Here is a 23535-nt window from a genome sequence, read left to right on the forward strand (position 1 = left end):
GCATGTCCCAAGTCAGGGACAGCAAGCAAGGGCCGCCCCGCCGCGAGGCTGTCGTCCCCCTGGGGGGAAGGCGCGAAGCGACTCAGGGGGGGCATATCAATTGCGGACGGGCTTGCCGGTGTTCAGCATTCCGAGAATGCGTTCATGGGTCTTCGGATGGCCGATCAGGTGGCAGAACGCCTTGCGTTCGAGCTTCATCAGATAGGCCTCGTCCACCAGGGTGCCCGCATCCACGTCGCCGCCGCAGACCACGTTGGCGATCAGGCTGGCCACATGCTGGTCGAACTCGCTGATGAAGCCGCCGTCGCGCATGTTGACCAGCGAGCCCTTGATGGTGGCCACGCCGCTGCGCCCCGCCACGGGGAAGCTGCGCGGCAGCGGCGCGCGCCAGCCGCCTGCGGCCATGGACTTGGCCTCGTTGATGGCGACGAAGAGCAGCTCGTCCTTGTGCGGCACGATGAGGTCGCTGTCCAGCAGGTAGCCCAGCTTGCGCGACTCGATGGCACTGGTGCCCACCTTGGCCATGGCCGCGGCCGTGAAGCCTTCGGTCAGGAAGGGCAGCAGGTCCTTGCCCGTGCTGGTGGCGGCGTTCTCTGCCGCGCGGCGCGCGATATAGGTCAGGCCGCCCGCGCCGGGCACCAGGCCCACGCCGACTTCCACCAGGCCGATGTAGCTTTCCATATGCGCCACGCGGCGCGCGCTGTAGACGGCCAGCTCGCAGCCGCCGCCCAGCGCCATGCCATGGATGGCCGCAACCACGGGCACCTGGGCGTAGCGGATGCGCAGCATCAGGTTTTGCAGCTCCTGCTCCACGCTTTCGATGGCGTCGGCGCCGCCGATCACGAAAGCCGGCATGGTGGCCTCCAGGTCGGCGCCCACGCTGAACGGCGCATCGCCCGACCAGATGACCATGCCCTGGAAGTCGGTCTCGGCCACGTCCACGGCTTCCATCAGCGCTTCCATGACTTCGGGGCTGATGGCGTGCATCTTGTTCTTGATGCTGGCGATCAGGATCTGGCCGTCCAGCGTCCAGGTGCGCAGCGCCCTGGATTCGGCGATCGTGGTGCCGGCCGTCTTCCAGTCGGGCAGGCTGTCTTCGCCCAGCAGCTTCTCGGGGAAGATCTGGCGCTCGTAGACGGGCAGCACGCGGCGGGGCACGAACTGGCCCTTGGCAGGGCTCCACGAGCCCTGCGCCGTGTGCACGCCACCGGCCTCGGCCACGGGGCCTTCGAAGACCCACTTGGGCAGAGGTGCCTTGCTCAATGCCTTGCCGGCATCGATGTCCTCCTGGACCATCTTCGCCACTTCCAGCCAGCCGGCTTCCTGCCACAACTCGAAGGGGCCCTGCTTCATGCCGAAGCCCCAGCGCATGGCCTGGTCCACGTCGCGTGCGGACTCGGCAATGCTCTCCAGGTGGATGGCCGCGTAGTGGAAGCTGTTGCGCAGGATGGCCCACAGGAAGCGGCCCTGCGCGCCCTCGGCATTGCGCAGCAGCTTCAGGCGCTCGGCCGCGGGCTTCTTGAGCATGCGGCCATAGACCTCGTCGGCCTTGCCGCCTGCGGGCACGTAGTCCTCGCTGTCCAGCTCGAACTGCAGGATGTCGCGGCCGACCTTCTTGTAGAAGCCCTTCTTCGCCTTCTGGCCCAGGTTGCCCAGCTCGATCAGCTTGGCCAGCACGGGCGGCGTGCCGAAGCTGGCGTAGAAGGGATCGGTCTCGGCGCTGAGGTTGTCCTGCAGCGTCTTGATCACATGGGCCATGGTGTCCAGGCCCACCACGTCGGCCGTGCGGAAGGTGCCGCTGGATGCGCGGCCCAGCTTCTTGCCGGTGAGGTCATCGACCACGTCGAAGGTCAGGCCGAAGTTCTCGACCTCCTTCATCGTGGCCAGCATGCCGGCGATGCCGATGCGGTTGGCGATGAAGTTGGGCGTGTCCTTGGCGCGCACCACGCCCTTGCCCAGGCCGCTGGTGACGAAGGCTTCGAGCTGGTCCAGCACCACGGGCTGCGTGGTCGGCGTGGCGATCAGCTCCACCAGCGGCATGTAGCGCGGCGGGTTGAAGAAGTGGATGCCGCAAAAGCGCGGCTTGATCGCGTCGGGCAGCGCCTCGGACAGCTTGGTGATGGACAGGCCCGAGGTGTTGGACGCCACGATGGCGTGCTTGGCCACATGGGGCGCGATCTTGGTGTACAGGTCGAGCTTCCAGTCCATGCGCTCGGCAATGGCCTCGATGATCAGGTCGCAGCCCTTGAGCAGCTTGAGGTGCTCCTCGTAGTTGGCGGGCTGGATCAGGTCCGCGTCCTCGGCCACGCCGATGGGCGAAGGCTTGAGCTTCTTGAGGTTGGCGATGGCGCGCTCGGCGATGCCGCTTTTCGGGCCTTCCTTGGCGGGAAGGTCGAACAGCACCACGGGCACCTTGACATTGACCAGATGGGCCGCGATCTGCGCCCCCATCACGCCAGCGCCGAGCACGGCGACTTTCTTCACATTGAATCGGGACATGGATGTTCCACAAGTGGGAGGAAGGTGGCCGCTGCGGCCGCCTCCCGGATTGGTTTACTGCACGCGCACCCAGGTCTGGGTGCGGCCGAAGGGGCCGATGGAGCCGCGCACCTCGAGCTTGGCGCCGCCTTCGATGGGCGTCAGGCGCAGCGTGTAGGTCTTGCCGTTTTCGGGGTCGAGGATCTTGCCGCCTTCCCAGACGTCCTTGCCCTCGGCCTTCTTGGCGCCGCGGATGATCTCCAGCCCCTTGAGCGGCTGGGCTTTGCGGTCGTCCGAGCATTCGGTGCAGGTGGCGGCCGGATCGGCACCCTTGCGCAGGATCTGCTCGATGCGGCCCGTGACCACGCCGTCGTTCTCGGCCACGCGGATCTCGGACTTGGCCTCGCCGCTCTTGTCGTCCACGCTCTTCCACAGGCCCACGGGCGTCATCTGCGCCTGCGCTGCGGCGGCCGTGAGGCCCAGGACCATTGCTGCCAGTGCTTGATATGCCTTCATTTCAAACCCCTTTCGCCTAGAAAGGCGCGCAGGCCACGCTGATGCGCACAGCCCGCGCTCCCATGTTGGAGTGAAGCCGTTCAGGCCAGCGCCGCGTCCGTGTCCATCAGCGACTTGCTGCCGGCGCGGGCCGTGCGCATCAGCGTGGCGGTCTCGGGCAGCAGCTTGGCAAAGTAGAAACGCGCGGTCTGCAGCTTGGCCTGGTAGAACGGGTCGGTGTTGCCCTTGGCGATTTCGCGCAGTGCCACCTGGGCCATGCGGGCGAAGAAGTAGCCGAACACCAGGTGGCCCGCCACACGCAGGTAGTCCACGGAAGCGGCACCCACCTCGTCGGGGTTTTGCATGCCCTTGAAGCCGATCTCGGTGGTGAACTTGGTCATCTGGTCGCCCAGGTAGGCGATGGGGTTGATGAACTCGGCCATCTTCTCGTTGACGCCCTCTTCCTCCACCAGCTGCGCCACCAGCTTGCCGAACTTCTTGAGCGATGCGCCCTGGTTGCCCAGCACCTTGCGGCCCAGCAGGTCCAGCGCCTGGATGCCGTTCGTGCCTTCATAGATCATGTTGATGCGCGCATCGCGCACGAACTGCTCCATGCCCCATTCGGTGATGAAGCCATGGCCGCCATAGACCTGCTGGCTCATGGTGGTGGCCGTCCAGCCGTTGTCCGTGATGAAGGCCTTGACGATGGGCGTCAGCAGCGCCACCAGCTCGGCGCTGTCCTTGCGCACCTTCTCGTCGGGGTGGTTGAACTCCTTGTCGATCAGGAAGGCGCAATAGGTCACCAGGGCGCGGCCGCCCTCGGCATAGGCCTTGGCCGTCAGCAGCATGCGGCGCACATCGGGATGGACGATGATGGGGTCGGCCGGCTTGTCCTTGGCCTTGGTGCCCGACAGGCTGCGCATCTGCAGGCGGTCCTTGGCATAGGCCAGGGCGTTCTGGTAGGCCACCTCGGTCAGGCCCAGCGACTGGTTGCCCACGCCCAGGCGGGCGGCATTCATCATCACGAACATGGCCTGCAGGCCCTTGTTCGGCTGGCCCACCAGGGTGCCGACGGCGCCGTCGATATTGATCTGTGCCGTGGCATTGCCGTGGATGCCCATCTTGTGCTCCAGCGCACCGCAGAAGATGGGGTTGCGCTCGCCCAGCGAGCCATCGGCCTTGACCACGAACTTGGGCACCACGAACAGGCTGATGCCCTTGGAGCCGGCCGGCGCATCGGGCAGGCGTGCCAGCACCAGGTGGACGATGTTGTCGGTGAAATCGTGCTCGCCCGCGCTGATGAAGATCTTGTTGCCGGTGATCTTGTAGGTGCCCTCGGGCGCGCCGGCCACGGGCTCGGCCTTGGTGCGCAGCAGGCCCAGGTCGGTGCCGCAATGGGGCTCGGTCAGGCACATGGTGCCGGTCCACTCGCCGCTGGTCAGCTTGGGCAGGTACAGCTTCTTTTGCTCTTCCGTGCCATGCACATGCAGGGCCTCGTAGGCGCCGTGCGACAGGCCCGGGTACATGGTCCAGGCCTGGTTGGCGCTGTTGAGCATTTCGTACACCGCCGAGTTCACCGCGAAGGGCAGGCCCTGGCCGCCATAGGCCGTGTCGCAGGACAGCGAAGGCCAGCCGCCTTCCACATACTTCTGGTAGGCCTCCTTGAAGCCCTTGGGCGTGGTGACCTCGTGGGTTTCCTTGTTGAGCACGCAGCCCTCTGCATCGCCGCTGATGTTCAGCGGGAACGTCACATTGGCCGCGAACTTGCCCGCCTCTTCGAGCACGGCATTGATGGTGTCGGCATCGACCTCGGCATGCGCCGTCATCTGCTGGTAGTCGTCCGTGACCTTGAACACCTCGTGCATGAGGAATTGCATGTCGCGCAGGGGCGGGTTGTAGCTGGGCATTTGTCTTCTCCTGTGATGGCGGGGTTTGCGGTGGATGCGGTGAAAACGGTGGAAGCGGAAAAATCAGGCCGGGCGGGCGTAGCGCGCCAGGATGCTCTCGAAGCCGTCGATGGCGCGTTGCATGGAGCCTTCGTTGCGCAGGAAGCGCGCTTCGTAATGCAGGGCCAGGATCAGGCCGTGGATCTCGAACAGCAGCTGGTTCTCGTCCAGGTCGGCACGCAGGTCGCCGCTTTCGCGGCACTGCACGATGGTGCGGCGCATGGCTGCGTGCCAGGTCTGGACCGAGGCCGTCAGCGCATCGCGCACCGGCCCCGTGCGGTCGTCGAACTCCACGGCGCCGCTGATATAGATGCAGCCCGAGTCCAGCTCGATCGAAGTGCGCTTCATCCAGTTGTCGAACAGCGCCCGCAGACGCGCCACGCCGCGCGGCGCCTGAAGCGCGGGAAAGAACACTTCCTGCTCGAAACGATCGTGGTACTCATGCACCACGGAAATCTGCAGCTCCTCGCGCGAGCCAAAATGCGCGAACACGCCCGACTTGCTCATGCCCGTCAGCTCGGCCAGAGCGCCGATGGACAGGCCCTCAAGACCGATGTGCGTGGCCAGGTTGAGGGCGGCCTCCACAATGGTGGCCTTGGTCTGCTGCCCCTTGTGCAGCGCGCGGCGCGGCGCGGGCGCAGCGGCTTCGTGCGCGGAAGAGCCCGCCTTGGGATCGGCCGTGGCATCAGCGGTCAAACGGGTGGTGCGGCGTGGGGCGGAAACGCTGGACATGCGAAATTCTTGTTAAAACGAACGTTCGTGCTATTTTGCATGGAAAGCTTGTCGCGGCGAAGACATGCGGGGGAAAACACCTAGCCAGCGGGCAGGCGAAAAAAAGCCGGCAGGGGCCGGCTTGGTTGCTTGTCATGCCTCAGAGCAAGTCATGCCTCCACGGCAAATATCTTGATGCCCTTGAAGCGCATGTGGCGTTCGGGAGGAAGGTCGGAATTGACCATGGCTTCGGTCACTTCCCAGACTCGGCTCTCCTCGAAATGGACGGAGAAGCGGATGATGCCCTGGGCCATGGAGGCCAGCACCACGCGCTCACGGCCATCGCGCGACCAGATGGGCATCCGGAAGGAGTCATCCAGGAGCAGAACCTCCCCAGCCTGGCGCAGTTGGGCCGTGAAGCGCAATGTGCCGCCGACAGGGACCGTGGCGTCGGTGAATTCCTGGGCATGCACAAAGCTGTCAACGTCAGACTGGATGTCCGTGATCACGATCTCGGGCGCCTGGACATCGGAGACATCCGGCAGCGGCGCGTAGGGCAGCATTACCCAGCCGGTGCCGGTCCAGTTGGAACGCATGGCGCCCGGCTCCACTGTTGTGGACATGTCATCGGGCGCAATCAGGGTCGTGCGAATGTGAGCATCGTCGGCAGTGCCGCAAAACCAGCCGCCCAGGTCAAATTCAAAGTTCATAGAACAACTCCACGCCAGTGTCGTCGGTATCAATCAGCGTGCCGCCCAGCATGATGGTGCTGGTGCCAGGACGCACGAAAAGCTCCGGGGGATTCAAAGAGGTGGCGCTGGCGGAGATGAGGTCAGGAAACACCTGCCAATCCTTGCCGTCTGCCGTGCTTATCAGGCCCGTGATGTACTTGGCACTCTCCAGGTACGAAATGCCGATGTAGAGCACACCATCGAGATCAGCACCCACAAAGGAAATCTGGAGGATGGTGCGCGCCGAGGTGGCGTCCAAAAGGGGGTACGCGGCAGTTTGACTCCATAGGTGGCCGTCCTCGGAGACCATGGCAACGATGTGCTTGGCGCTGAAGCCCACCGCAATAAACCGGGAGCCGAAGGTGTAGAGCCTTGACACGGGAATTGGCAGTGCAGCTGCTACGGCCGCGAAACCCGTACTGACGGAAAAGGACACAGCATCCGTGCTGACAGCGGCCCTGCTCGGGGAAGCCACGCAGTACACGGTGCCGTTGTGGGCAACGCCCATCCAGGCGCCGAGCGGCGCCTCTGGCAGACCGCGGGCATCCCATGCGCCGGTGCTGGCGTTGTACACCGACATGGCCTGGTCGGTGCGCGACGCAGCCATAAATGCTTTGCCTCCAGCGACTTGGACGTTCCGGACGTAGTCCCAGGACATGGTCCACGAGGCGCCGTTGTCTGTGGACCGATAGACGCGGGCGATACCATCGCCCGCGCCTCCTTCAGCAAAAAACAAGGTGCCCAGCGCTGTGACCCGCCTGAACTGCACCCTGTCACCAGAGCGAACGGTCAGCGTGGTTGTGTCGGTCCCCGTGTAGTAGTCCACGGGAAACGGCGGGTTGCTGGTCGGGCGCGTAGGAACAAGCATGTAAACCGATCCGTTGTGCGCAATGGAATAGGCTTCCACGGAGGCCGGATTGGTTTTGGGGCGCAGCTTGAAGGGCCGTATCCGGGCCGTGACGTAGCTGGGCACACGCCGGTCTGGGCCAGTGTAGATAGTCCGGCTGCGCAGCGGCGCGCCGCCTCCAAAAAGGATGTTGTAGGAGAGCATTAGATCCACCCCTGGGTTGCGGATTGTGTGAAAACTTTGTCGGCGCGGCGGTTGTCCAGGCGCATGTCGTCCTCGATGCCGAGGAACTTGCCCCCGTTGCGGCGCAGGATGGGCGTGTTGGCTCCCGACTGGTTGGAGAGGCGCAGTTGCTCCTGTGGCGCGGCGCCGGCAGGCATCAGGCATTCGCACAGCGGATGCTTGACCAGGTAGTGCATGCCGACGACGAGCGTGTGCGGGCCGGTGGTGGTCAGCTCCTGCTGGGGCATGGAGAACGGCGATCCGGTCAGGCGCCAGCCCATGGGGTCCTGCGCAGGGTCCGTGGCGCTGGCGGTGATGCCCGCAGGCACGCGCCGATAGGTCAGCAGCGAGGTAGGCGACCAGACAGTCGCGCCTTGCTGGTAGTTGCCTGGTGCCCAGCGCTGGGCGCCTGCGATGATGGCCGCATTCTGGGCGCTGGCCTCTGCCGCTGCAGCGGCTATCTGGGCCGCATTCTTGTTGCCCTCCACCGCCTGCATGGCCTGCAGCATTTCAGCGAGGTGCGTGACCGTCCAGGTCACCAGCCCGGCCGTCCAGTTGCGAAAGCCGGTCAGCCAGTTCAGATAGACATCCGTCTTGACGTCGAATACGTCCTGCGGATCCGTGCGGCGATTCGGGATCGCCACCGATTCCTCGGGCGCACTAGGCGGGGGGGTGAAGTTCATCGTCTTCCAGTCCTTCAATGGTTAGATTGCAATCGGAGAAGCCATGGGCTACCAGAACCTGGTCGAAGCCCGTGATATAGCCGTAGGTGGTGAGCACGCCGTAGCCGCGCGCACCTATCCAGACGACCGGTCTGGCGCGATACGCCAGGATTTCGTTGCGCACGCGCTCGTACTGCGTGCCTTGGACGAGGACCTGCAGCTTTAAGCGATCGCTGTAGGCGCCAGGCTCTGCCATCCAGCCGCCCCAGTCGTCGCGCTTCTTGAGGCTCCAGTCGTCGAAGCCGATGGACGGCCGCCACTGGGTATTTCCCAGCCACACGGCGCGGCCGAGGACGACTTCGGCGCAGCGCGCCTTGGCGCCCTGGTTTCGGATGCGGATGGTGATGCTGGCCTGCGTATAGGCTGTCAGGCCGCTGATGTGCAGCTTGCGCTGGCGTTCGATAGGGTTGAAGAAATAGCCCCAGTGGGAATTGCCCGAAGGCCTGAGCATCAGGCGCTGCCCGCTGTCGAACACCTCACCGTCGACGGGATCGACCATCGACACCTGGACGTCATGGGCCTGCACGCCCAGCAGCATCACGTCGGTAACGACGCGGCCAGGCTTGATGACCACCTCGATCATGTCGTCGGCCTCGGTGAACGACCCCAGGCTGGCGTCGAACATGCGCAGGCGGTTTTCGACACCGCGCCTTTGCCACTTGCCGTCCGAGCTGGCCGGGTTGTTGCCGGTGTTGGCGTCGGCCATGCTGCGCCAGATCACGCGGTCTGCATCAATGATCTCGTCGTTGAGCGCGTAGGTCTTGCCGGCCACCCAGGCCAGCAAGGTGCTGGCTGCCACATTGGTGGTCATGTTGCTGAGCGAGACCGGCAGCGGTGGCAAAAATCCCATGCCGTGGGTGAAATCGCCGTTCATGCGCACTCCCGTTGCTTGACGCCCAGGGCGTCGTTCTTGCGCGCCAGGCTTTCCATGCTGTGCAGCAGCACCAGCTGCTGGCGGCCGATGTCATAGAGCAGCTGCTGCAGGCCCTGCACCGACCGGACAACCTCCGACCAGCCGCCACCGTCGCCCTGCAGGCTTGCCAGCAATTGCCGGGTCTGCCGAGCGTTGTGGATGCGCGAGGGGCCGGTAATCTCCAGCTCAGGACCGTCCTCGCCGACCAGGCGGATGCCGCCAAAGTGGTCACCACCACCCATGAAGCGGGGAATGCCGAACTGATCCAGAGCCGCGTTGACGTCCTTCTCCGTGTAGCCGTACAGGTAGGCCAGATCCTTGGCCGTGCCGCCGGCGGCCTTGATGTCGCGCGCCAGGCCCGCCAGGTCGCCCGTCCCGTCGTACTTGTGGAAGGTCGGCGCGAGTTTGTCCAGGTGGGCGATCCTGTCCTTGTCCGTCTCGAACTGGTAGATGGCCTCGCCATCGCCCATGCTCGCCACGGGAACCTTGTACTTGCTGGCGGCCGCGCCCGACCCGCCCGAGCCGCCATGCAGGGATGGCGGGCCCAGATCGCCGCCCGAGCTGCCCCCCTTGCCACCTGTGCCCGCGTTGCCATCGTCGGTGGTCGTCTTCTCCTTGATGATCGCCGCGCGGAACTCGGCCCAGGCCTGCTCGGAGGTGAGCAGCCGCGTGTCGATGCCGCGTGCAACGTCCAGTGCCTCCTTCTCGGCCTTGAGCAGACGGTCCAGATAGTCGACCTGGTTCTTTTCCTGCTCCAGGATCAGCTCGTCGGTGGACAGCTGCTCACCGGCAGCATCGTGCAGCACCTCCAGCTTGTTGGCCAGGATCAGCTGCGCGGCCTCGTAGTCCAGGCGCGAGCGGTATCCCTGCGTGGTGATGCCGCCGCGTGCGGTGGACGCGGCTTCCCCGATTTCCGCAGCCTCCGGCAGGTAGCCCGTGGTGCGGTAAGTCTGCAGCGCCTGGTCGATGACCTGGTCGGCGCGGTCGATGGCCATGCGGTGGGTCGCCTCGACCTGGCCACGCAGCTCGTTGACCTGCTCGCGCAAGGTATCCATCAGGGCGCGCTCTGCATCGACGCGCTCCTGCGCCGCGTCCACGCGGGCCTGCGCGGCCGTGCGCTCCGCGTCAATGGCGCGCTCCAGCGTAGCCCAGGCCTTGTCCGTGGCAGCACGGGCTGTCCGCTCTGCCTCTTCCTGGGCCTTCTTCGCCGCTTCCTCTTTCGCTTTGGCCGCATCTTCCGCCGTCTTCTTGGCCTCCTCGGTGGTGCGGGTGACGGCCTTGAAGGTGTTGTTGAGCTTGAGCAGCTCGGCCGCTGTTTCGGCCGAGGACTTGCCCGTGCCACCCAGGGTGCCGACCAGCTTGTCGATGCCTTCGGTGAACTCGGTGAGCGACGTGCTGGTATTGGCCAGGTTCTCGATATCGGCCGTCAGCTTTCCTATGTCTCCCGTGCCCTCGCCCACAGTCGATGTGGCCCAGTCCTTGAAGGCGCCGGTCGCGGCCAGGTCCTTCAGTCCTTCAGCGCCACCGCCCTTGGAGAAGACTTCAGCCAGCGCCTTCGAGTTCGCTTCCTCGGAGCTGGCTGCCTTGAGCTTGTCCTCCACCAGCTTGCGGAACTGCGCCTGTGCGTCGTCGGCATCCAGATCGATGTTGACGCCCAGATCCTTGAGCTGCTTGTCCAGTTCTTTCTTGGTAGCAGTCTTGCGCTCGTCTTCGCTGTAGAAGTTCTGGTAGAAGCTGCTGGTATTCGCGTTGAGCGCTTCGATCCCGCCCGAGGCCTTGATGAGGGCCTCAAAAGCCAGGTCGGTCATGTCGGCAAAGCCGGTGATCTTCTTGCCCAGTTCCTCGAAGGAGCGGCCGATCAGGTCGATGGTCTGGAAGGCGGCCTGCAACGCCTCGACATTGGGTGCTTCGCCCAGCGAGTCCAGCGTGGTGCGCATCCAGCTGGGCAGGTCCGCCTTCTTGAGTTCGGACACCAGCAGTGAACCGGTCTGGCCCAGGAAGGCCTTGTAGGCCTCTTCCGGGTTGTTGCCCAGCGAGCGGTTTTCGAAGCCGGCCAGGATCATGCCGGTCGTCTTGTCGATGATCTTGGCGTAGCCGTAGGCGTCCTCGTCGGTGTACTTTCCGTTGGCGGCAAAGCCGCCCACCAAGTCGATGTCGCGCACTCCGCCCGTGGCGTACTTGCCCAGGGATCCGTAGACCAGGGCCAGTCCGTCCAGACTGGTCTTGAGCTGCTTTTCGATGCCATCGCTGTGGCGGCGTGTCAGATCGTCGTACCAGTCGCCTGCCGCGCGGCCGAACAGCTGCTCGGCCGCCTTGTCATTGCCAATGCCGGCCGTGCTGTAAGCCGCGCCGCCATGGTTGGCGCCGCGGGAGCCGAAGGCCTTGTCGAGCGCTCCACCGAGGAAGCTGCCGATCATCGAACCGATGCCCGGAAGAATCCAGGTTCCCACCGCCTGACCCACAGCGGCTCCGTACTGTCCTTGGGACAGGCTGTACAGGCTTCCCAGGTAACCGGCAGCAGAGCCAATCCCTCCCTGGAAACCGGGAATGTCTTTCAGCCAGGTGTCGAACCGGCCTACGGTCTTGCCCAGGTCCTGCAGTGCTTCACCGGCGATGTTCCAGCCATTGGACATGAGCTTGAGTGCGGATTCATTCAGGTACTTCTGCGCCGAGGTTCCCCAGGTGGACCAGTCCGTCAATCCACCGCCCAGGCCCGTGCCCTGCGCATCACCAGCGCCCGCTGTTCCCGGAGCACCGCCTTGACCGAGGAAGTTGCCGACGAACCCCCTGAGCTGAGCGAAGACAGGCACGAGAAACGGCCGCGCAAACGCCTTGTACATCTCATCGGCCACAGAGGCCTTGAACGTCGCACTCAGGCTCTTGGTGAAGGTACGCCAGCCTTCGGTGCCGTTGGCCAGCATGTCCGTGAAGCCCTTGCGGAACATCTCGTCCATCTGGTCGACCGATTTCTGAGTCTCCTGCATGCGGACACGTTCGGCAACATTGGCCTTGGCCTGGTTGGCTGCGGCCGTGGCGTCGTCCTTGAGTTTCTGGGCGCCAGCCGCATCATCCGGATTCTTGGCCGAGATGTCTTCGAGCTTTTTCTTGAGCTCGATCGCGACCTGGTACTGCTCCAGCGCGATCTTGCGGTCGCGTTCCGACATGGCTGCCAGAGACTGCTCGAACTGCACCGCCTCACTGGCCGCCTTCACGCTTTTGGTGTACTCGTCCACCTTGCTGGCAGACTCGTTGTAGCCCTTGACTCGGGCGAGTTCGCGCGTGGCCTCGACCTCTTTGCCAACGGCCTCGGCGACCTCCCTGGAGCAGCGGACACTCTCTTGCCCGGCCGCGTTGTCTTCCAGCTCCGCGATGGTCTTCTCGACCTGCTCCTGGCGCAGTTGTCCCAGCGCCTCCCCGGTCAGGCCGATCGCGCGCGTTTCCTGCCGGGCGAGGTCCAGGTTCTTTTCGGCCAGTACGGCCTTGGTCTGGTGCTCCTTGACGAGTTGCGCCACCTCCTGCTGCCTTTTCTGCAGTTCCTGGTCGCGCTTGAGCTCCTCATTGTCCTGCTGCGTTCTGGCTGGCACGGCCGGTGGCGCGTAGCTGACGGTCCGGGGTACCGCAGGCGGCTCTTTCTTCTGCGCAGGCGCGTCGGTTTTCTTGCTTTGCTCCTGCGGCTGTGGCTGTCCCACCAGTGGCGGATTGATGAACCCGCGGCCGCCGCCTGCATTGCGCTGACCCTGTGCAGCCATCAACTCGCGCTGCACCTGTTGAAGCTTCTCGACCAGGCGCTGGGCATCGTCATGGGCCGTGCGCACCCACACATTGCGCGATGTCGCTGCCCCCTTGGCTTGCAGCATCTCCAATTCAGCCCTGGCGCGCGGAAGCTCCTTGGCCAGATAGGCTGCCTTTTCCGCATTCGACTGGAAGGCCGTGCTGATGTATTGCAAGCCCACCGCGCGCCCGGCTATGTTGCCCAGGCCGCTGCTGATCTGGCCCAGGAAGCCCGACCCGTTGTCACGCGCGCGCGACATGGACTCCGAAAAGGCGTTCATGTCGTTGGCCGCTGCATTCATGCCAAAGGAGATCATCTGGCTGATGCCGGAATCACCCACGGCGGACTTGAGCTTGTCCCAGGCGTTGGCCATGCGCTGAGTGCCGGCATCCAGCCTGTCCGCCGCCTTGTCGGTCCCCTCTCCCAGGGAGCTTTGCAGCGCCTGCGAGAAACGGGGCAGAAAGTCCTGCGTCACGATCTCGCCGGTCTGCAGCATCTGGGAGAACCGCTCCTGTGTCACACCCAGGGCCTGAGCGCCGACCAGCGCCGCATCCGGGATATGTCCCAGTTTCTCGCTGAAGTCCGACGCGCCTATCGTCCCCTTGCCCATCAGGTCGAGTACGGCTGCCAACGAGGCATTGCCCTGCTCCACGGAAAGGCCCATGGCCGCGTTGGCCGAGGCAATCCCCGTGAAGATGGTCTGCACCTGCGCGCCTTCCAGCGCCGTACCACGCGCCTTGGTGGCGAAGTCGGCGTAGGCCTGGCCGGTGGCGTTGAGCTGCAGGCCCAGCCGATCGGCCAGGGCCGTGACATAGGCCAGCTCCTGCGCGCCCTTGCCGCCGGTGGCAAGATCCAGTCGCGTACGCAGATTCTCTGTCTGGGCACTGGCCGTGTAGAGGGCCTCTCCCACCTTGGCCGCCGAACCCGCCACCTCCAGCATGGCATTGGCACGGCCGGCAATCTTGCCCATGGAAGTAGACAGGCTCTCGATATCGATGCTGGCACGCGCCGACACAAGTCCCGTATCCGTTGAGGCACCTGCGAACTGCGACATGTCGGCATACGCCTGCTGCAGCTTGCCGTGGAGTTTGTCGAGCTCCTGGGAGAACTGGGCATTCTGCGCACGCAGCTCGCTCAGGCTGGGCGTCTCGGCGATGCCTATGCTTTTGACCGCTGTACTCATGCTGATCTCTGTTCGGTATGCTTGACCGCTTGTGTTTGTCTTGAAAGGCCGGAGCCGAGGCCCCTATGCCTCAGCCCCGGTTGAGCTGGCGCAGCGCCTGCGCCTCCAGTACCTGCAACTGCGCGAACACCTCGCCGCGCTGCGCGGCGGGCACCGCGTAGCGGCGCATCACGATCTCGACCCCGGCGTAGTCCAGCCCGTCCCAGTGCCACTGGCCCCAGGGCGTGGCCGTCCTGCACCACTGGGTGGAGCAGCCGAGGTACACGCTCCAGGCCATCGCATGCTCCGGCCACAGTTCGTAGTCCTCGGGATGCTGGCGTTGCAGATCGCCGGGCACCATCCGGTCGGGGTCGATCCCCATCTGCGCGCACTGGGCGCGCAGCTCGTCGTCTACGAGATAGCGGTCTGCGCCGTCGAGGCCGAGGTGATGCCGGACAGCGCCACGGAGTTTTTTGTGGCGGCATCCCGCTGGTGCACGTTGAGTCCGTCGAACCAGGCCACGGCCATGGCCTGCTCCAGTCCCGGGTAGGCCTCCTCGGCCGCCAGGCGCTCGTCGCGGCTGTAGGGCACGGGTGTTCCTTCGTCGCCCAGCATCCCCTCCCAGCCCACAACCACTTCGTCGAGCAGTTCAGGGATGGTCATGCGCCGTACCTCCTGCGAGCCATCAGGCTGCGTGGCGGGCTTGCCGACGACGATGAGTTCATTGATCTCGTCACGCCGCGCCTTGCCCAGGCGCTTGAACACGACGGCAAAGTGATGGGCTCCGAACCTGCCCTCATCGACGGGCAGGTACAGCGTTGCGGGAACGGAGATGGTGGGCTTGAGCCCGGAAATCTTGACGGCCATGGTGATCCTTGGATGTGTAGTTGTCAGGCAGGGAGGTGAGGCGTCAGATCTCGATGGACCACTCGTCGTTGCCCGCGTCGGAGGGAATGAACGACAGGGGGATGGTGATCATCTGCACGCCATCGCTGTCGCTGTAGGTCGGCTTGCCGATCTGGGCGCGCGCGCTCTTGAAACTGACGGTGTTGGTGGTGCCGGGGCCATGCTTGAGCGTGACGGGCACGATGGCGCTGGCACGCGCCAGGCCGATCCAGTCCTTGGTGGCCACGCTGGTGTTCTCGAAGGTGACGCTGCCCGTGGACTTGCGGTCCGTGATTTCCACGGTGTCCACATTCATCAGGTCGCGCTTGACCACCTGGTTGCCGCACTTGAAGCTGAAGGCGCTGCAGGCCACCGCCAGGCCGTCGAGGGTCAGTTGGGTGTTGGTCTTGTTGACGCCCAGGGGAGCGACGAAGTCGCTGTAGTCCACTGCCGGCAGGGCCTCATCCACGGCGGGGACGAAGGAGCCCGTGAACTCGAACTTCCACTTGGGAATGGCCTTGGCATCGGTGCTGAATTCCACTTCGCCGCGTGCACCATGCATCTTGTAGAGGGTGCCGTCCACGTTGCCGTAGATGGTCACGCTCTGGATGCCGTCGGTCACGGGAGAGAAGACTGTCTTCACGCCAGTCTCGGTGCTGGCGCTGGCGGCACACGCACGCAACAGGTCGGTCACGCCGGGACGCTCGCCCGCTGCGGCCACACCCGCGAATTCCACGGAGAACGACACCTTCTGGTATTCGGTGACCAGGGTGCTGCCGCTGGAGCCGAAGAAGGGACGGATGTTGTTGCGCTCGACCACGTCGCCCTCGATGGGGGTGAGGGTCACGTCGCTGACCAGCATGGCATTGGCCGCCAGCGGTACGACGGCCGTGCCGACAACGGTTTCAACCAGGGCCAGGAGGGCCATCTTGCGCATGATCTTTGCTGCCATTTGGAAAATCCTTTGAAGAGACAAACAGAGGTTTCGCGGCCTTGGGCGCCGTTCTCCAGCGCTGCGGGCCACAGGGGTTGCGGGAAAGGTGCGGGGTATCCGGTCTAGGCCCGGTTCGGTGGTGTGCAGATCACAGGTAGCTCCAGGTTCTGAGTTGCAGGACAACGGAGTGGCATCGCACTCCCGCGAAATCCACAGGCTCGGCACGCACGACCTGCACGCCATCGGTGCTGTCGTCGCTGCCTGCCAGGGGACCGGGCTGGCACGCGCCGCCCAGGGTCGGATCGGCTCGCACCAGGGCGCGGAACTGCTCGACCAGGTCGTCAAGCAGCAGTTCGCTGGCCTGGGTGTCGGCGATGGCCAGGTAGCCATGCAGCGTCCACTGGTGCACGCTTACCGTGCGGGTCGTGCTGCTGCCGTGCTCGGCCGTGCTGCTTCTGCGCAGCCACCAGCCACGGACATGGGCCGTGCCTGCTGCAGGCGGCGTGTACGTGAACAGGGCGGCCAGCTCGGCATCGCTGGCGGCATGGCGTTCGCGGTCCTGCACAACGCCGATCTGTGGCACCGAGGCCAGGATGGCCACGATGGCGTTGCGATGCTGGGCCAGTGCATTCATGAGCGCAGCACCGGAAAGGCCACCGCCACACTCGCCGCAGCCTCGGCCACGATGGGCCGCAGATGAGCGGAAAAGAGCAGGAACAGTTGTGCGATGGCGTACATGGGTCACTCCGTTGGGGGACGCAGAAAAAGATGCGTCGTTGCGATGGAGTGACTGTGCCGAGGCAGGCAAAAATGAATAAGGCCTGCATATGCAGGCCCGGTTTCAGCGTCCACAGGCGCGCGCCTTCTCAGGCGCAGCGGACCTGGATGCCAGACACATGTGCCTTGGCCCGGCACATCCCAACGGCCAGGCAAGCGCAAACGTCCTGCCGCTCGGGCAGGCACGGACGCACGAAAGAGGTGGACGAAAGAGGAGGACGAGAAAGGCTGGGAGAAGACGGAAACGCCCAGGTCGCCTCAGGCCTGCGGCAAAGTCTCTGGAGCGATGCCGGGCGGCGCGGCCCGGGGGCTAGAGTTCTCCGCCATGCCAAAGAACCCGGCCGCAGATGCGCAGCCGGTTGGCGGCTTCGCCTTCCAGAACCTGGGGCGGATAGGCGGGGTTGTAGCTGACGATGCGCACACCGCCCGTGCTGAAGTCGCGCTCCAGCAGCTTGACGTAGTTCTCACCCTCCAGCTCGATCACATAGACACCATCCTGGGTCAGCGTATCGACCGAGGTGTTGACCAGCAGGATGTCGCCGTCGTTGATGCGGTCCGCCATGGATCTTCCACGGGCACGCACGATCTTGGCGTTGTGCCTGCCCAGTCCCTTGGACTGCAGCCAGGACGAACGGAAGGCGAAGCGGCCTATCACCTCGTCGGGGCCGTTGACGGCCCCATGCCCTGCGCTGACGTGCGCATCGAGCATCTCGATCTGCGTGAACTCGTCTTCGGCCGCACCACCATGCCGAGCCACAGGCTTCGCCGCGCCCGTGCCGTTGAAATACTCCAGCGGCCGGCCCGCTCGCTGCGAGGCCCGCAGCAGTTGCCGTGCCGGCACTTCGCCGCGCTTGCGCCAGGTCCGCACCGTTTCAGGCTGAACCTCCATGCCGGCCATCCAGTCGGGTCCCAAGGCTTCAGCCATGCGCGCCAGTACCTCATCAACGTTGGATGTAAGCGCATCAGTCACAGGTTTTGCAGGCATGGTGAATCTTGACAGTGGTTCGTTATGGACCAAGAATATGGTTCAAATTGAACCGTTTCCTTTTGAACCAAGAGCGTACAGCCAAAATGCATTCCGAACACCATCCGGCACCCGCCTTCCAGGGCTTTCGGCCTGCTGCCCTGCCCCCCACCATCGGCATGCACACGCCCGTGGCAGCTGCCTTGGACCCGCGCCATGGCACTTGCAGCGATCTGCTTCCACCGCTGCTGCAGGACTTCGAGCGCCTGATCGGGCTGCAGCCCACGATGGCCCTGGTGCAGCGCTGGGGTGGACTGCGCATCTACATTCCCACACCGGACAAGGTCACAGCCGAGCATCCCTATGCGGCCACCATCGGCGTGCAAGCCTTGCTCCAGCTCGCCCGTGAGTATGGCGGCCTGCCCCACTTCCAGCTGCCCAGGGCGGCGCGTGCACTGCAGGCACTGCGCAACCAGCGCATCGCTGCAGACTACGCCACGGACAAAACGGCCCGGCAACTGGCTGCCGAGCATGGGATTACGGAAGGCCAGGTGGGGCGCATCGTTGCGGCGCTGGGCGTGACAGCACCGGCCAGGCGACGGCGCAATCTCGTGGGCTGAGCACAGCCACCGCGACGAAGCAAGGCCCTGGTCGCAAAAAAAGCCACCGGCGCAAGCGGGTGGCTTTGCTGCAAAGCGGACCCTGGGGTCCGCTGCGCTGTGTTCAGACCATCAAGGCCAGGCTGGCTTCCAGATGCTCGGTCGGCAGGCGGCGGAAACCCGAGCGCGCGTAGCGCTGCAGGCGGCCCAGCGCGAACGATGTCAGCACGCTGGCAGCCACCTGTGCATCGACCGTCGGGGCGGAAGAGCCCAGCGCGCCGGCGGCGGGGCGCAGGCACTGGCGCAGCGTGGATTCGATGCGGTCGAAGAACTGGTTCATGCGGGCCTGCAGGCGCTCGTGCTCGAAGACGATGGCATCGCCCACCATGACGCGCACCATGCCGGGGTTGCGCTCGCCGAACTGCAGCACCAGGGAGATCACGCGGCTGGCCTGGCGCATGCCATCCACTGCGGGCCGCTCTTCCTCCGGCACATCCCGCCCGACGATCTGCTGCACCAGCGTGAAGACGGATTGCTCGATGAACTCGATCAGTCCTTCGAACATCTGGGCCTTGCTGGCGAAGTGGCGGTACAGGGCTGCCTCGCTGACGCCCAGATGGGCTGCCAGCGCTGCCGTGGTGATACGTTCTGCACCCGGCTTTTCCAACATGGCCGCAAGCGCCTGCAGGATCTGCTCGCGCCGCTCCCCGGGTTTGGGGCGTTTGCGCGCAGGCGTAGGGGCGGAAGCGGAGGCGGCTTCGTCGGAAACGACATCAGCGCCAGGAGCGGATAAAGGCGACAGGACTTCAGACTCGGACATAAGCAGATCAACTATTTGTAAGTAATTCTCTCACAGCCCCCGGCGGCAACTCCGCACAAAGCTGTCCCCATGAGCGCAACCGTCAGGATCGCTTGCCTGTTGCTTGCGCTGCTATTGTTTCCGAGAGCATGGCCGGCATTTGCAATGGAAGCTCCAAGCGTACCAGCAGGCCCTTGCCCTGCGCTGCGGCCCCAAAGGCCAGAGTGCCCTGGTGCAGCAGGGCGATTTCTTCGGCAATGGCCAATCCCAGCCCGGTGCCGTCGCCGGCCGCGCCCTGGGCGCGGTAAAAGCGCTGCGTGATCTGCGAGCGCTCGGCCTCGGGCACGCCGGGGCCGTCGTCCTCGATCTCCAGGAAGGCCCAGCCTTGCGGTTCATCCTCAGACTGCCCCGCGCCATGGTACATGCCGCAGCGCAGCGTGACGCTGCCGCCGGGCGGCGTGTACTTGATGGCGTTGTCCACGAGATTGGAAACCAGTTCGCGCAGCAGCCAACTGTGGCCCCAGACACTGGCGGCCCCCACGTCAAGGCCGAAGTCCAGCCCCTTGGCGCTGGCCTGGTCGAAGAACATTTCCAGCATGCTTTCGCACAGGTCCTTGAGATCCACCTGCTGCAGCGGCTGCACCTCGGCATTGCGCGCATCGGCACGCGACAGCGCCAGCAGCTGGCGTGCCAGCTGCGAGGTGCGCCGCGTGGCATCGCGCAACTGCTCGATCTGCGTCACGCTGAGCACCACCTGGGCCTCGGTGCCCTTGCGCCGCGCCTCGGCCTGCGCGGACTGCGCGCTCAGCGCCCAGGCCTCGACCTGGGCCTGCAAGGCCGCCAGCGGCGTGCGCAATTGATGGGCCGCATCGGCCACAAAGCGCCGCTGGCCTTCGGCCTGTGCGTTGACCAGTGCAAACAATCGGTTGAGCGAGCGCACCAGCGGACGGACCTCGGCCGGCGAGCTGTGCTCCGAGATGGGACTGAGGTCGCGCGGCGAGCGCCGCTCCACAGCCTGGGTCAGGGTCAGAAGCGGCCGGAAAGCCCGGCTGACCGACCAGTAGATGGCGATGCCGGCACCCGCGATCAGCAGCACGCTGGGCAGCAGCACATGCAGCAACAGCTGCCGCACCCATTGCTGACGCACATCGCCCCCATCGGCCAGCACAAGCACCATTTCACCGGCGCCATAGGTTTCGGCACGCATGACGGCCACGCGGTAGGTCAGGCCGTCATGCTCCTGGCTGTGGAACTCGGCCAGAGGCGTGGAAGGCACGTCGAAGCGGATCCAGGTGTCGCCGGCAACGACATGGCCCTGCAGGTCGCCGATGGCATATCCGACATCGTCGCCGCGCTGGCGCAGGACGTCCTCGATGGCGGGCGTCAGCGCCACCAGGGGCGGCGTTCCCTCGGCAATCGACGGCGCCAGCACCGAATCGGCCAGCGCAGGCAACAGGCGCAAGAGGCGCTGGTCATGCTGGGTGGAGGCTTCATCTGCCGAGCGATAGCCGAACCAGCCCCCCATCAGTGCCAGCAGCGTCAGCGGCACCACCAGCAGCACCAGCAGGCGAAGGCGCAGATTGGCCGTCATGGGCGGTCAGCGCCTGGGGCCATGCGCCATGTCCGCATCAGGCGGCGGTATGCGAGAGTTCCAGCCGATAGCCGAAGCCCCGGATGGAACGCAGCGCCACGCCATGCGGCTCCAGCTTGCTGCGCAGGCGCGAGACATAGACCTCGACCGCGTTGGGCGTGATCTCGCGGTCCCAGCCTGTGAGCGCCTGCAGCAGCTTGTCCTTGCTGGCGGGCTTGGGCGCGTGGATCAGCAGGTATTCCAGCACGGTCCATTCGCGTGGACCCAGGTCGATGGGCAGCAGTTTTCCCTCGCTCTCATCGTCTTGCGCAGGCTGGCGCGCGCCGGCGCGGCGGCCTGCCGTGTCCAGCTCGATGGGGCCAAAGCTCAGGACGGCCGATGTGGCCGCCTGCGAGCGGCGCAGCAGCGCGCGCAGCCGGGCCAGCAGTTCGGGAAGCTCGAAGGGCTTGACCATGTAGTCGTCGGCGCCCTGGTCCAGGCCCTGCACGCGGTCCTGCAGCGCATCGCGCGCCGTCAGGATCAGCACGGGCATGGCCGAGCTTTCGACAGCGCTGCTGCGCAGGCGGCGTGTGAGCTCCAGCCCGTCGATGCCCGGCAGGCCGATGTCGATCACGGCCAGGTCGAAGGCTTCCTGGGCCAGCACCTCCAGGGCGCGCTCGGCACTGCCGACCCAGTCCACGGCATACCCCGCATCGGACAGTCCCAGCTTGATGCCGCTGGCCACCATCACATCGTCTTCCACAAGAAGCAAACGCATATCAAACCTAAAAAACAAAAGCCGCCCAAAGGCGGCTTGCAGCAAACCGGCCCAGGCCGTCAGACCACGCCCGGGCCATGCACGATGGTAACGCGAACCGCAAAGTCCGCGTCATCGGGCCTCAATGGCTGCGGATCATGGTGCCGTAGGCCTGGTCGGTCAGGATTTCCAGCAGCATGGCATGCGGCACGCGTCCATCGATGATGTGCACGGCGTTGACGCCGGCCTTGGCGGCATCCAGGGCACCGCTGATCTTGGGCAGCATGCCGCCCGAGATGGTGCCGTCGGCGAACAGGGCGTCGATCTCGCGCGCCGTGAGGTCGGTCAGCAGGCTGCCGGCCTTGTCCAGCACACCAGGGGTGTTGGTCAGCAGCACCAGCTTTTCGGCCTGCAGCACCGTGGCCAGCTTGCTGGCGACCACGTCGGCGTTGATGTTGTAGCTCTCGTTTTCCTCGCCAAAGCCGATGGGGCTGATCACGGGGATGAAGGCGTCATCCTGCAGCGCGCGCACCACGCTGGGGTCGATGGAGACGATATCGCCCACCTGGCCCACGTCGTACTCGATGCTCGGATCCTTGTTGTCGACCATCTTGAGCTTGCGTGCGCGGATCAGGCCACCATCGCGCCCGGTCAGGCCCACGGCCTTGCCACCGGCCTGGTGGATCAGGCCCACGATGTCCTGCTGCACCTCGCCGGCCAGCACCCATTCCACGACCTCCATGGTCTCCGCGTCCGTCACGCGCATACCCTGGATGAACTCGCCCTTCTTGCCCAGGCGGTTCAGGGCCGTCTCGATTTGCGGCCCGCCGCCATGCACCACCACCGGATTCATGCCCACCAACTTCAACAGCACCACGTCTTCCGCGAAGTCGGCCTGCAGGGCCGGATCGGTCATGGCGTTGCCGCCATACTTGATGACCATGGTCTTGCCATGGAACTTGCGGATGTAGGGCAGGGCCTGGGCGAGGATTTCGGCCTTGTCGCGGGGGGCAATCGAGAGGATATCGTTCATGGTGCTAGCCCGGGGGCGTGGAAGTAGTCAACAACAAGGCGGGCATTGTGCCGCAACTGCGCGGCAGTGTTGCATGCCCGGATGACGGAACGCCCACTGGCGCCCGGCCATCATCCATTGTTCTGCATCCAGCCCGGCAGCTTGAAGCGCACGATGGCCAGATAGGCGATCACATAGCTGACCACGAACAGCAGGCAAAAACCCACCAGAACGGGCGTATTGCTCCAGAACAGCAGCGCCGGCACCACGGTCAGCAGCGTGAAGGCCCACAAATAGGGCGAAGTCCGGTTGTTGCGGCGCAGCATGCGCCGTGCCAGATCGTCGTCGAACACGCCGCGCACGATGCGCCGGTAGATCAACTGGTGGAAATGCAGGGCATCCGCCATGCCCGGCGACATGCCGCGCATCAGCTTGCGGTAAATGGAAAACACCGTCTCCCAGACCGGATAGATCAGCAGCAGCATGGGAAACCATGGCGAGACTGCGGAATTGCGCTGCACCAGGGCAATGCTGGCCAGGGCAATCGCCAGCCCCCAGACATAGGCCCCGCCGTCGCCGGCAAACATCATGCCGCGCGGATAGTTCCAGACCAGGAAGCCGCAGGTGGCGGCGGCCAGCGTCACCAGCATGGCGGCCAGGGTCCGGTCCCCCACCTGCAATGCCACGTGGGCCAGCGCCAGGCAGATGATGGTGGCCACCATGCCGGCCAGCCCGTTGTAGCCGTCGATGATGTTGAAGGCATGGGGCAGGCCCGTCAGGGCCAGCACTGCCAGGCCCATGCCCAGCCAGGGCATGGCCGGGCCCAGTGCCTGTTCCAGCCAGGGCCAGCCGAGCCGGGGCACGGTGAGGCCGCACAGCAAAACAGCCAGCACGGCGCTCAGCAGGGTCAGCACCAGCCGGTAACGCACGCTCAGGCGCTGCGAGACATCCTCGATGACGCCGCCGACCACGGCCGGCAGCATGGCGGCCAGGCACACGACAACCCATAGCTGCATGCGCAGCGACGATGGGTCTCCGCGCATGCTCAGCCACGTGCCCACTCCCCAGGACACGGCCAGCCCGAGGTACATCGGCACGCCCCCAAGCCGGGGTATCTCGCCGATGTGAAAGCGCTGCGGCTTGTCGTATCCGTAAGAGGACGTCGAGGACCGCCGAGCCCAGCGCAGCAGCAGCGCACAGCCGATGAAGGAGACCATGAAGGCCAATACCGCCATCCAG

Annotated in this window: 20 protein-coding genes; 1 reads left to right on the forward strand and 19 read right to left on the reverse strand. The window is 65.1% G+C overall.

Annotated elements, in window-relative coordinates; genetic code table 11:
* Positions 1–96: 96 nt before the first annotated feature.
* The 14 genes from ACFPFG_RS14300 to ACFPFG_RS14365 all read right to left on the reverse strand — a co-directional run bounded on the left by ACFPFG_RS14300 (position 97) and on the right by ACFPFG_RS14365 (position 17520).
* Complete coding sequence (locus tag ACFPFG_RS14300) at positions 97–2499, reverse strand: 3-hydroxyacyl-CoA dehydrogenase/enoyl-CoA hydratase family protein (RefSeq protein WP_380107112.1); 2403 nt, start codon at positions 2497–2499, stop codon at positions 97–99.
* 54 nt (positions 2500–2553) lie between these two features.
* Positions 2554–2994: a DUF2147 domain-containing protein gene (locus ACFPFG_RS14305; protein WP_380107114.1), complete on the reverse strand. Its 441-nt coding sequence runs from the start codon at positions 2992–2994 to the stop codon at positions 2554–2556.
* A gap of 80 nt (positions 2995–3074) precedes the next feature.
* Positions 3075–4880, reverse strand: a complete 1806-nt coding sequence (locus ACFPFG_RS14310; RefSeq protein WP_312371297.1) for an acyl-CoA dehydrogenase C-terminal domain-containing protein — start codon at positions 4878–4880, stop codon at positions 3075–3077.
* Positions 4881–4943: 63 nt separating this feature from the next.
* Positions 4944–5651, reverse strand: coding sequence for a TetR/AcrR family transcriptional regulator (locus ACFPFG_RS14315; protein ID WP_183020197.1), 708 nt, complete (start codon positions 5649–5651; stop codon positions 4944–4946).
* Between the two features lie 149 nt (positions 5652–5800).
* Positions 5801–6340: a hypothetical protein gene (locus ACFPFG_RS14320; RefSeq protein WP_380107116.1), complete on the reverse strand. Its 540-nt coding sequence runs from the start codon at positions 6338–6340 to the stop codon at positions 5801–5803.
* A complete protein-coding gene (locus tag ACFPFG_RS14325; RefSeq protein ID WP_183020195.1) occupies positions 6330–7412 on the reverse strand; it encodes a hypothetical protein in 1083 nt (360 codons plus the stop codon). The genes ACFPFG_RS14320 and ACFPFG_RS14325 overlap by 11 nt, the downstream gene beginning before the upstream one ends.
* A complete protein-coding gene (locus tag ACFPFG_RS14330; protein WP_183020194.1) occupies positions 7412–8113 on the reverse strand; it encodes a hypothetical protein in 702 nt (233 codons plus the stop codon). The genes ACFPFG_RS14325 and ACFPFG_RS14330 overlap by 1 nt, the downstream gene beginning before the upstream one ends.
* Positions 8091–9026, reverse strand: coding sequence for a hypothetical protein (locus ACFPFG_RS14335; RefSeq protein WP_183020193.1), 936 nt, complete (start codon positions 9024–9026; stop codon positions 8091–8093). The genes ACFPFG_RS14330 and ACFPFG_RS14335 overlap by 23 nt, the downstream gene beginning before the upstream one ends.
* Positions 9023–14020 (reverse strand): tape measure protein, encoded by a 4998-nt coding sequence (locus tag ACFPFG_RS14340; RefSeq protein WP_380107119.1) that lies wholly within the window; start codon positions 14018–14020, stop codon positions 9023–9025. Before ACFPFG_RS14340 ends, ACFPFG_RS14335 begins: the two co-directional genes overlap by 4 nt.
* 70 nt (positions 14021–14090) lie before the next feature.
* Positions 14091–14360, reverse strand: coding sequence for a DUF1799 domain-containing protein (locus ACFPFG_RS14345; protein WP_380107121.1), 270 nt, complete (start codon positions 14358–14360; stop codon positions 14091–14093).
* Positions 14361–14410: 50 nt separating this feature from the next.
* Entirely contained in the window at positions 14411–14866 is a 456-nt protein-coding gene (locus ACFPFG_RS14350) for a hypothetical protein (protein WP_012203259.1), read from the reverse strand.
* A gap of 43 nt (positions 14867–14909) precedes the next feature.
* The gene (locus tag ACFPFG_RS14355) at positions 14910–15836 is read right to left on the reverse strand and encodes a phage tail tube protein (protein WP_380107124.1); all 927 of its coding nucleotides are present in this window, start codon (positions 15834–15836) and stop codon (positions 14910–14912) included.
* 130 nt (positions 15837–15966) lie between these two features.
* Positions 15967–16452 carry a hypothetical protein gene (locus tag ACFPFG_RS14360; protein ID WP_197953353.1) on the reverse strand — a complete coding sequence of 162 codons (486 nt, stop codon included), beginning with the start codon at positions 16450–16452 and terminating at the stop codon, positions 15967–15969.
* 453 nt (positions 16453–16905) lie between these two features.
* Entirely contained in the window at positions 16906–17520 is a 615-nt protein-coding gene (locus ACFPFG_RS14365) for a S24 family peptidase (protein ID WP_026062523.1), read from the reverse strand.
* Between the two features lie 146 nt (positions 17521–17666).
* On the opposite strand from ACFPFG_RS14365, the gene ACFPFG_RS14370 reads away from it, so the two are divergent.
* A complete protein-coding gene (locus ACFPFG_RS14370; RefSeq protein WP_183020189.1) occupies positions 17667–18179 on the forward strand; it encodes a Mor transcription activator family protein in 513 nt (170 codons plus the stop codon).
* Positions 18180–18282: 103 nt separating this feature from the next.
* On the opposite strand, the gene slmA is transcribed toward ACFPFG_RS14370, so the two are convergent.
* The 5 genes from slmA to ACFPFG_RS14395 all read right to left on the reverse strand — a co-directional run bounded on the left by slmA (position 18283) and on the right by ACFPFG_RS14395 (position 23531).
* On the reverse strand, positions 18283–18978 hold the full coding sequence (slmA, locus tag ACFPFG_RS14375) for a nucleoid occlusion factor SlmA (RefSeq protein ID WP_012203254.1): 696 nt from the start codon (positions 18976–18978) through the stop codon (positions 18283–18285).
* Between the two features lie 82 nt (positions 18979–19060).
* Complete coding sequence (locus tag ACFPFG_RS14380) at positions 19061–20548, reverse strand: sensor histidine kinase (RefSeq protein ID WP_183020188.1); 1488 nt, start codon at positions 20546–20548, stop codon at positions 19061–19063.
* A gap of 37 nt (positions 20549–20585) precedes the next feature.
* Positions 20586–21305 carry a response regulator transcription factor gene (locus tag ACFPFG_RS14385; protein WP_012203252.1) on the reverse strand — a complete coding sequence of 240 codons (720 nt, stop codon included), beginning with the start codon at positions 21303–21305 and terminating at the stop codon, positions 20586–20588.
* Positions 21306–21426: 121 nt separating this feature from the next.
* Positions 21427–22317, reverse strand: coding sequence for an acetylglutamate kinase (argB, locus tag ACFPFG_RS14390; protein WP_183020187.1), 891 nt, complete (start codon positions 22315–22317; stop codon positions 21427–21429).
* Between the two features lie 110 nt (positions 22318–22427).
* Entirely contained in the window at positions 22428–23531 is a 1104-nt protein-coding gene (locus ACFPFG_RS14395) for a glycosyltransferase family 4 protein (RefSeq protein ID WP_183020223.1), read from the reverse strand.
* Positions 23532–23535: the final 4 nt, after the last annotated feature.

Origin of the sequence: Delftia deserti, from assembly GCF_042653485.1 — a bacterium.
Classification (GTDB): Bacteria; Pseudomonadota; Gammaproteobacteria; order Burkholderiales; family Burkholderiaceae_C; genus Comamonas; species Comamonas acidovorans.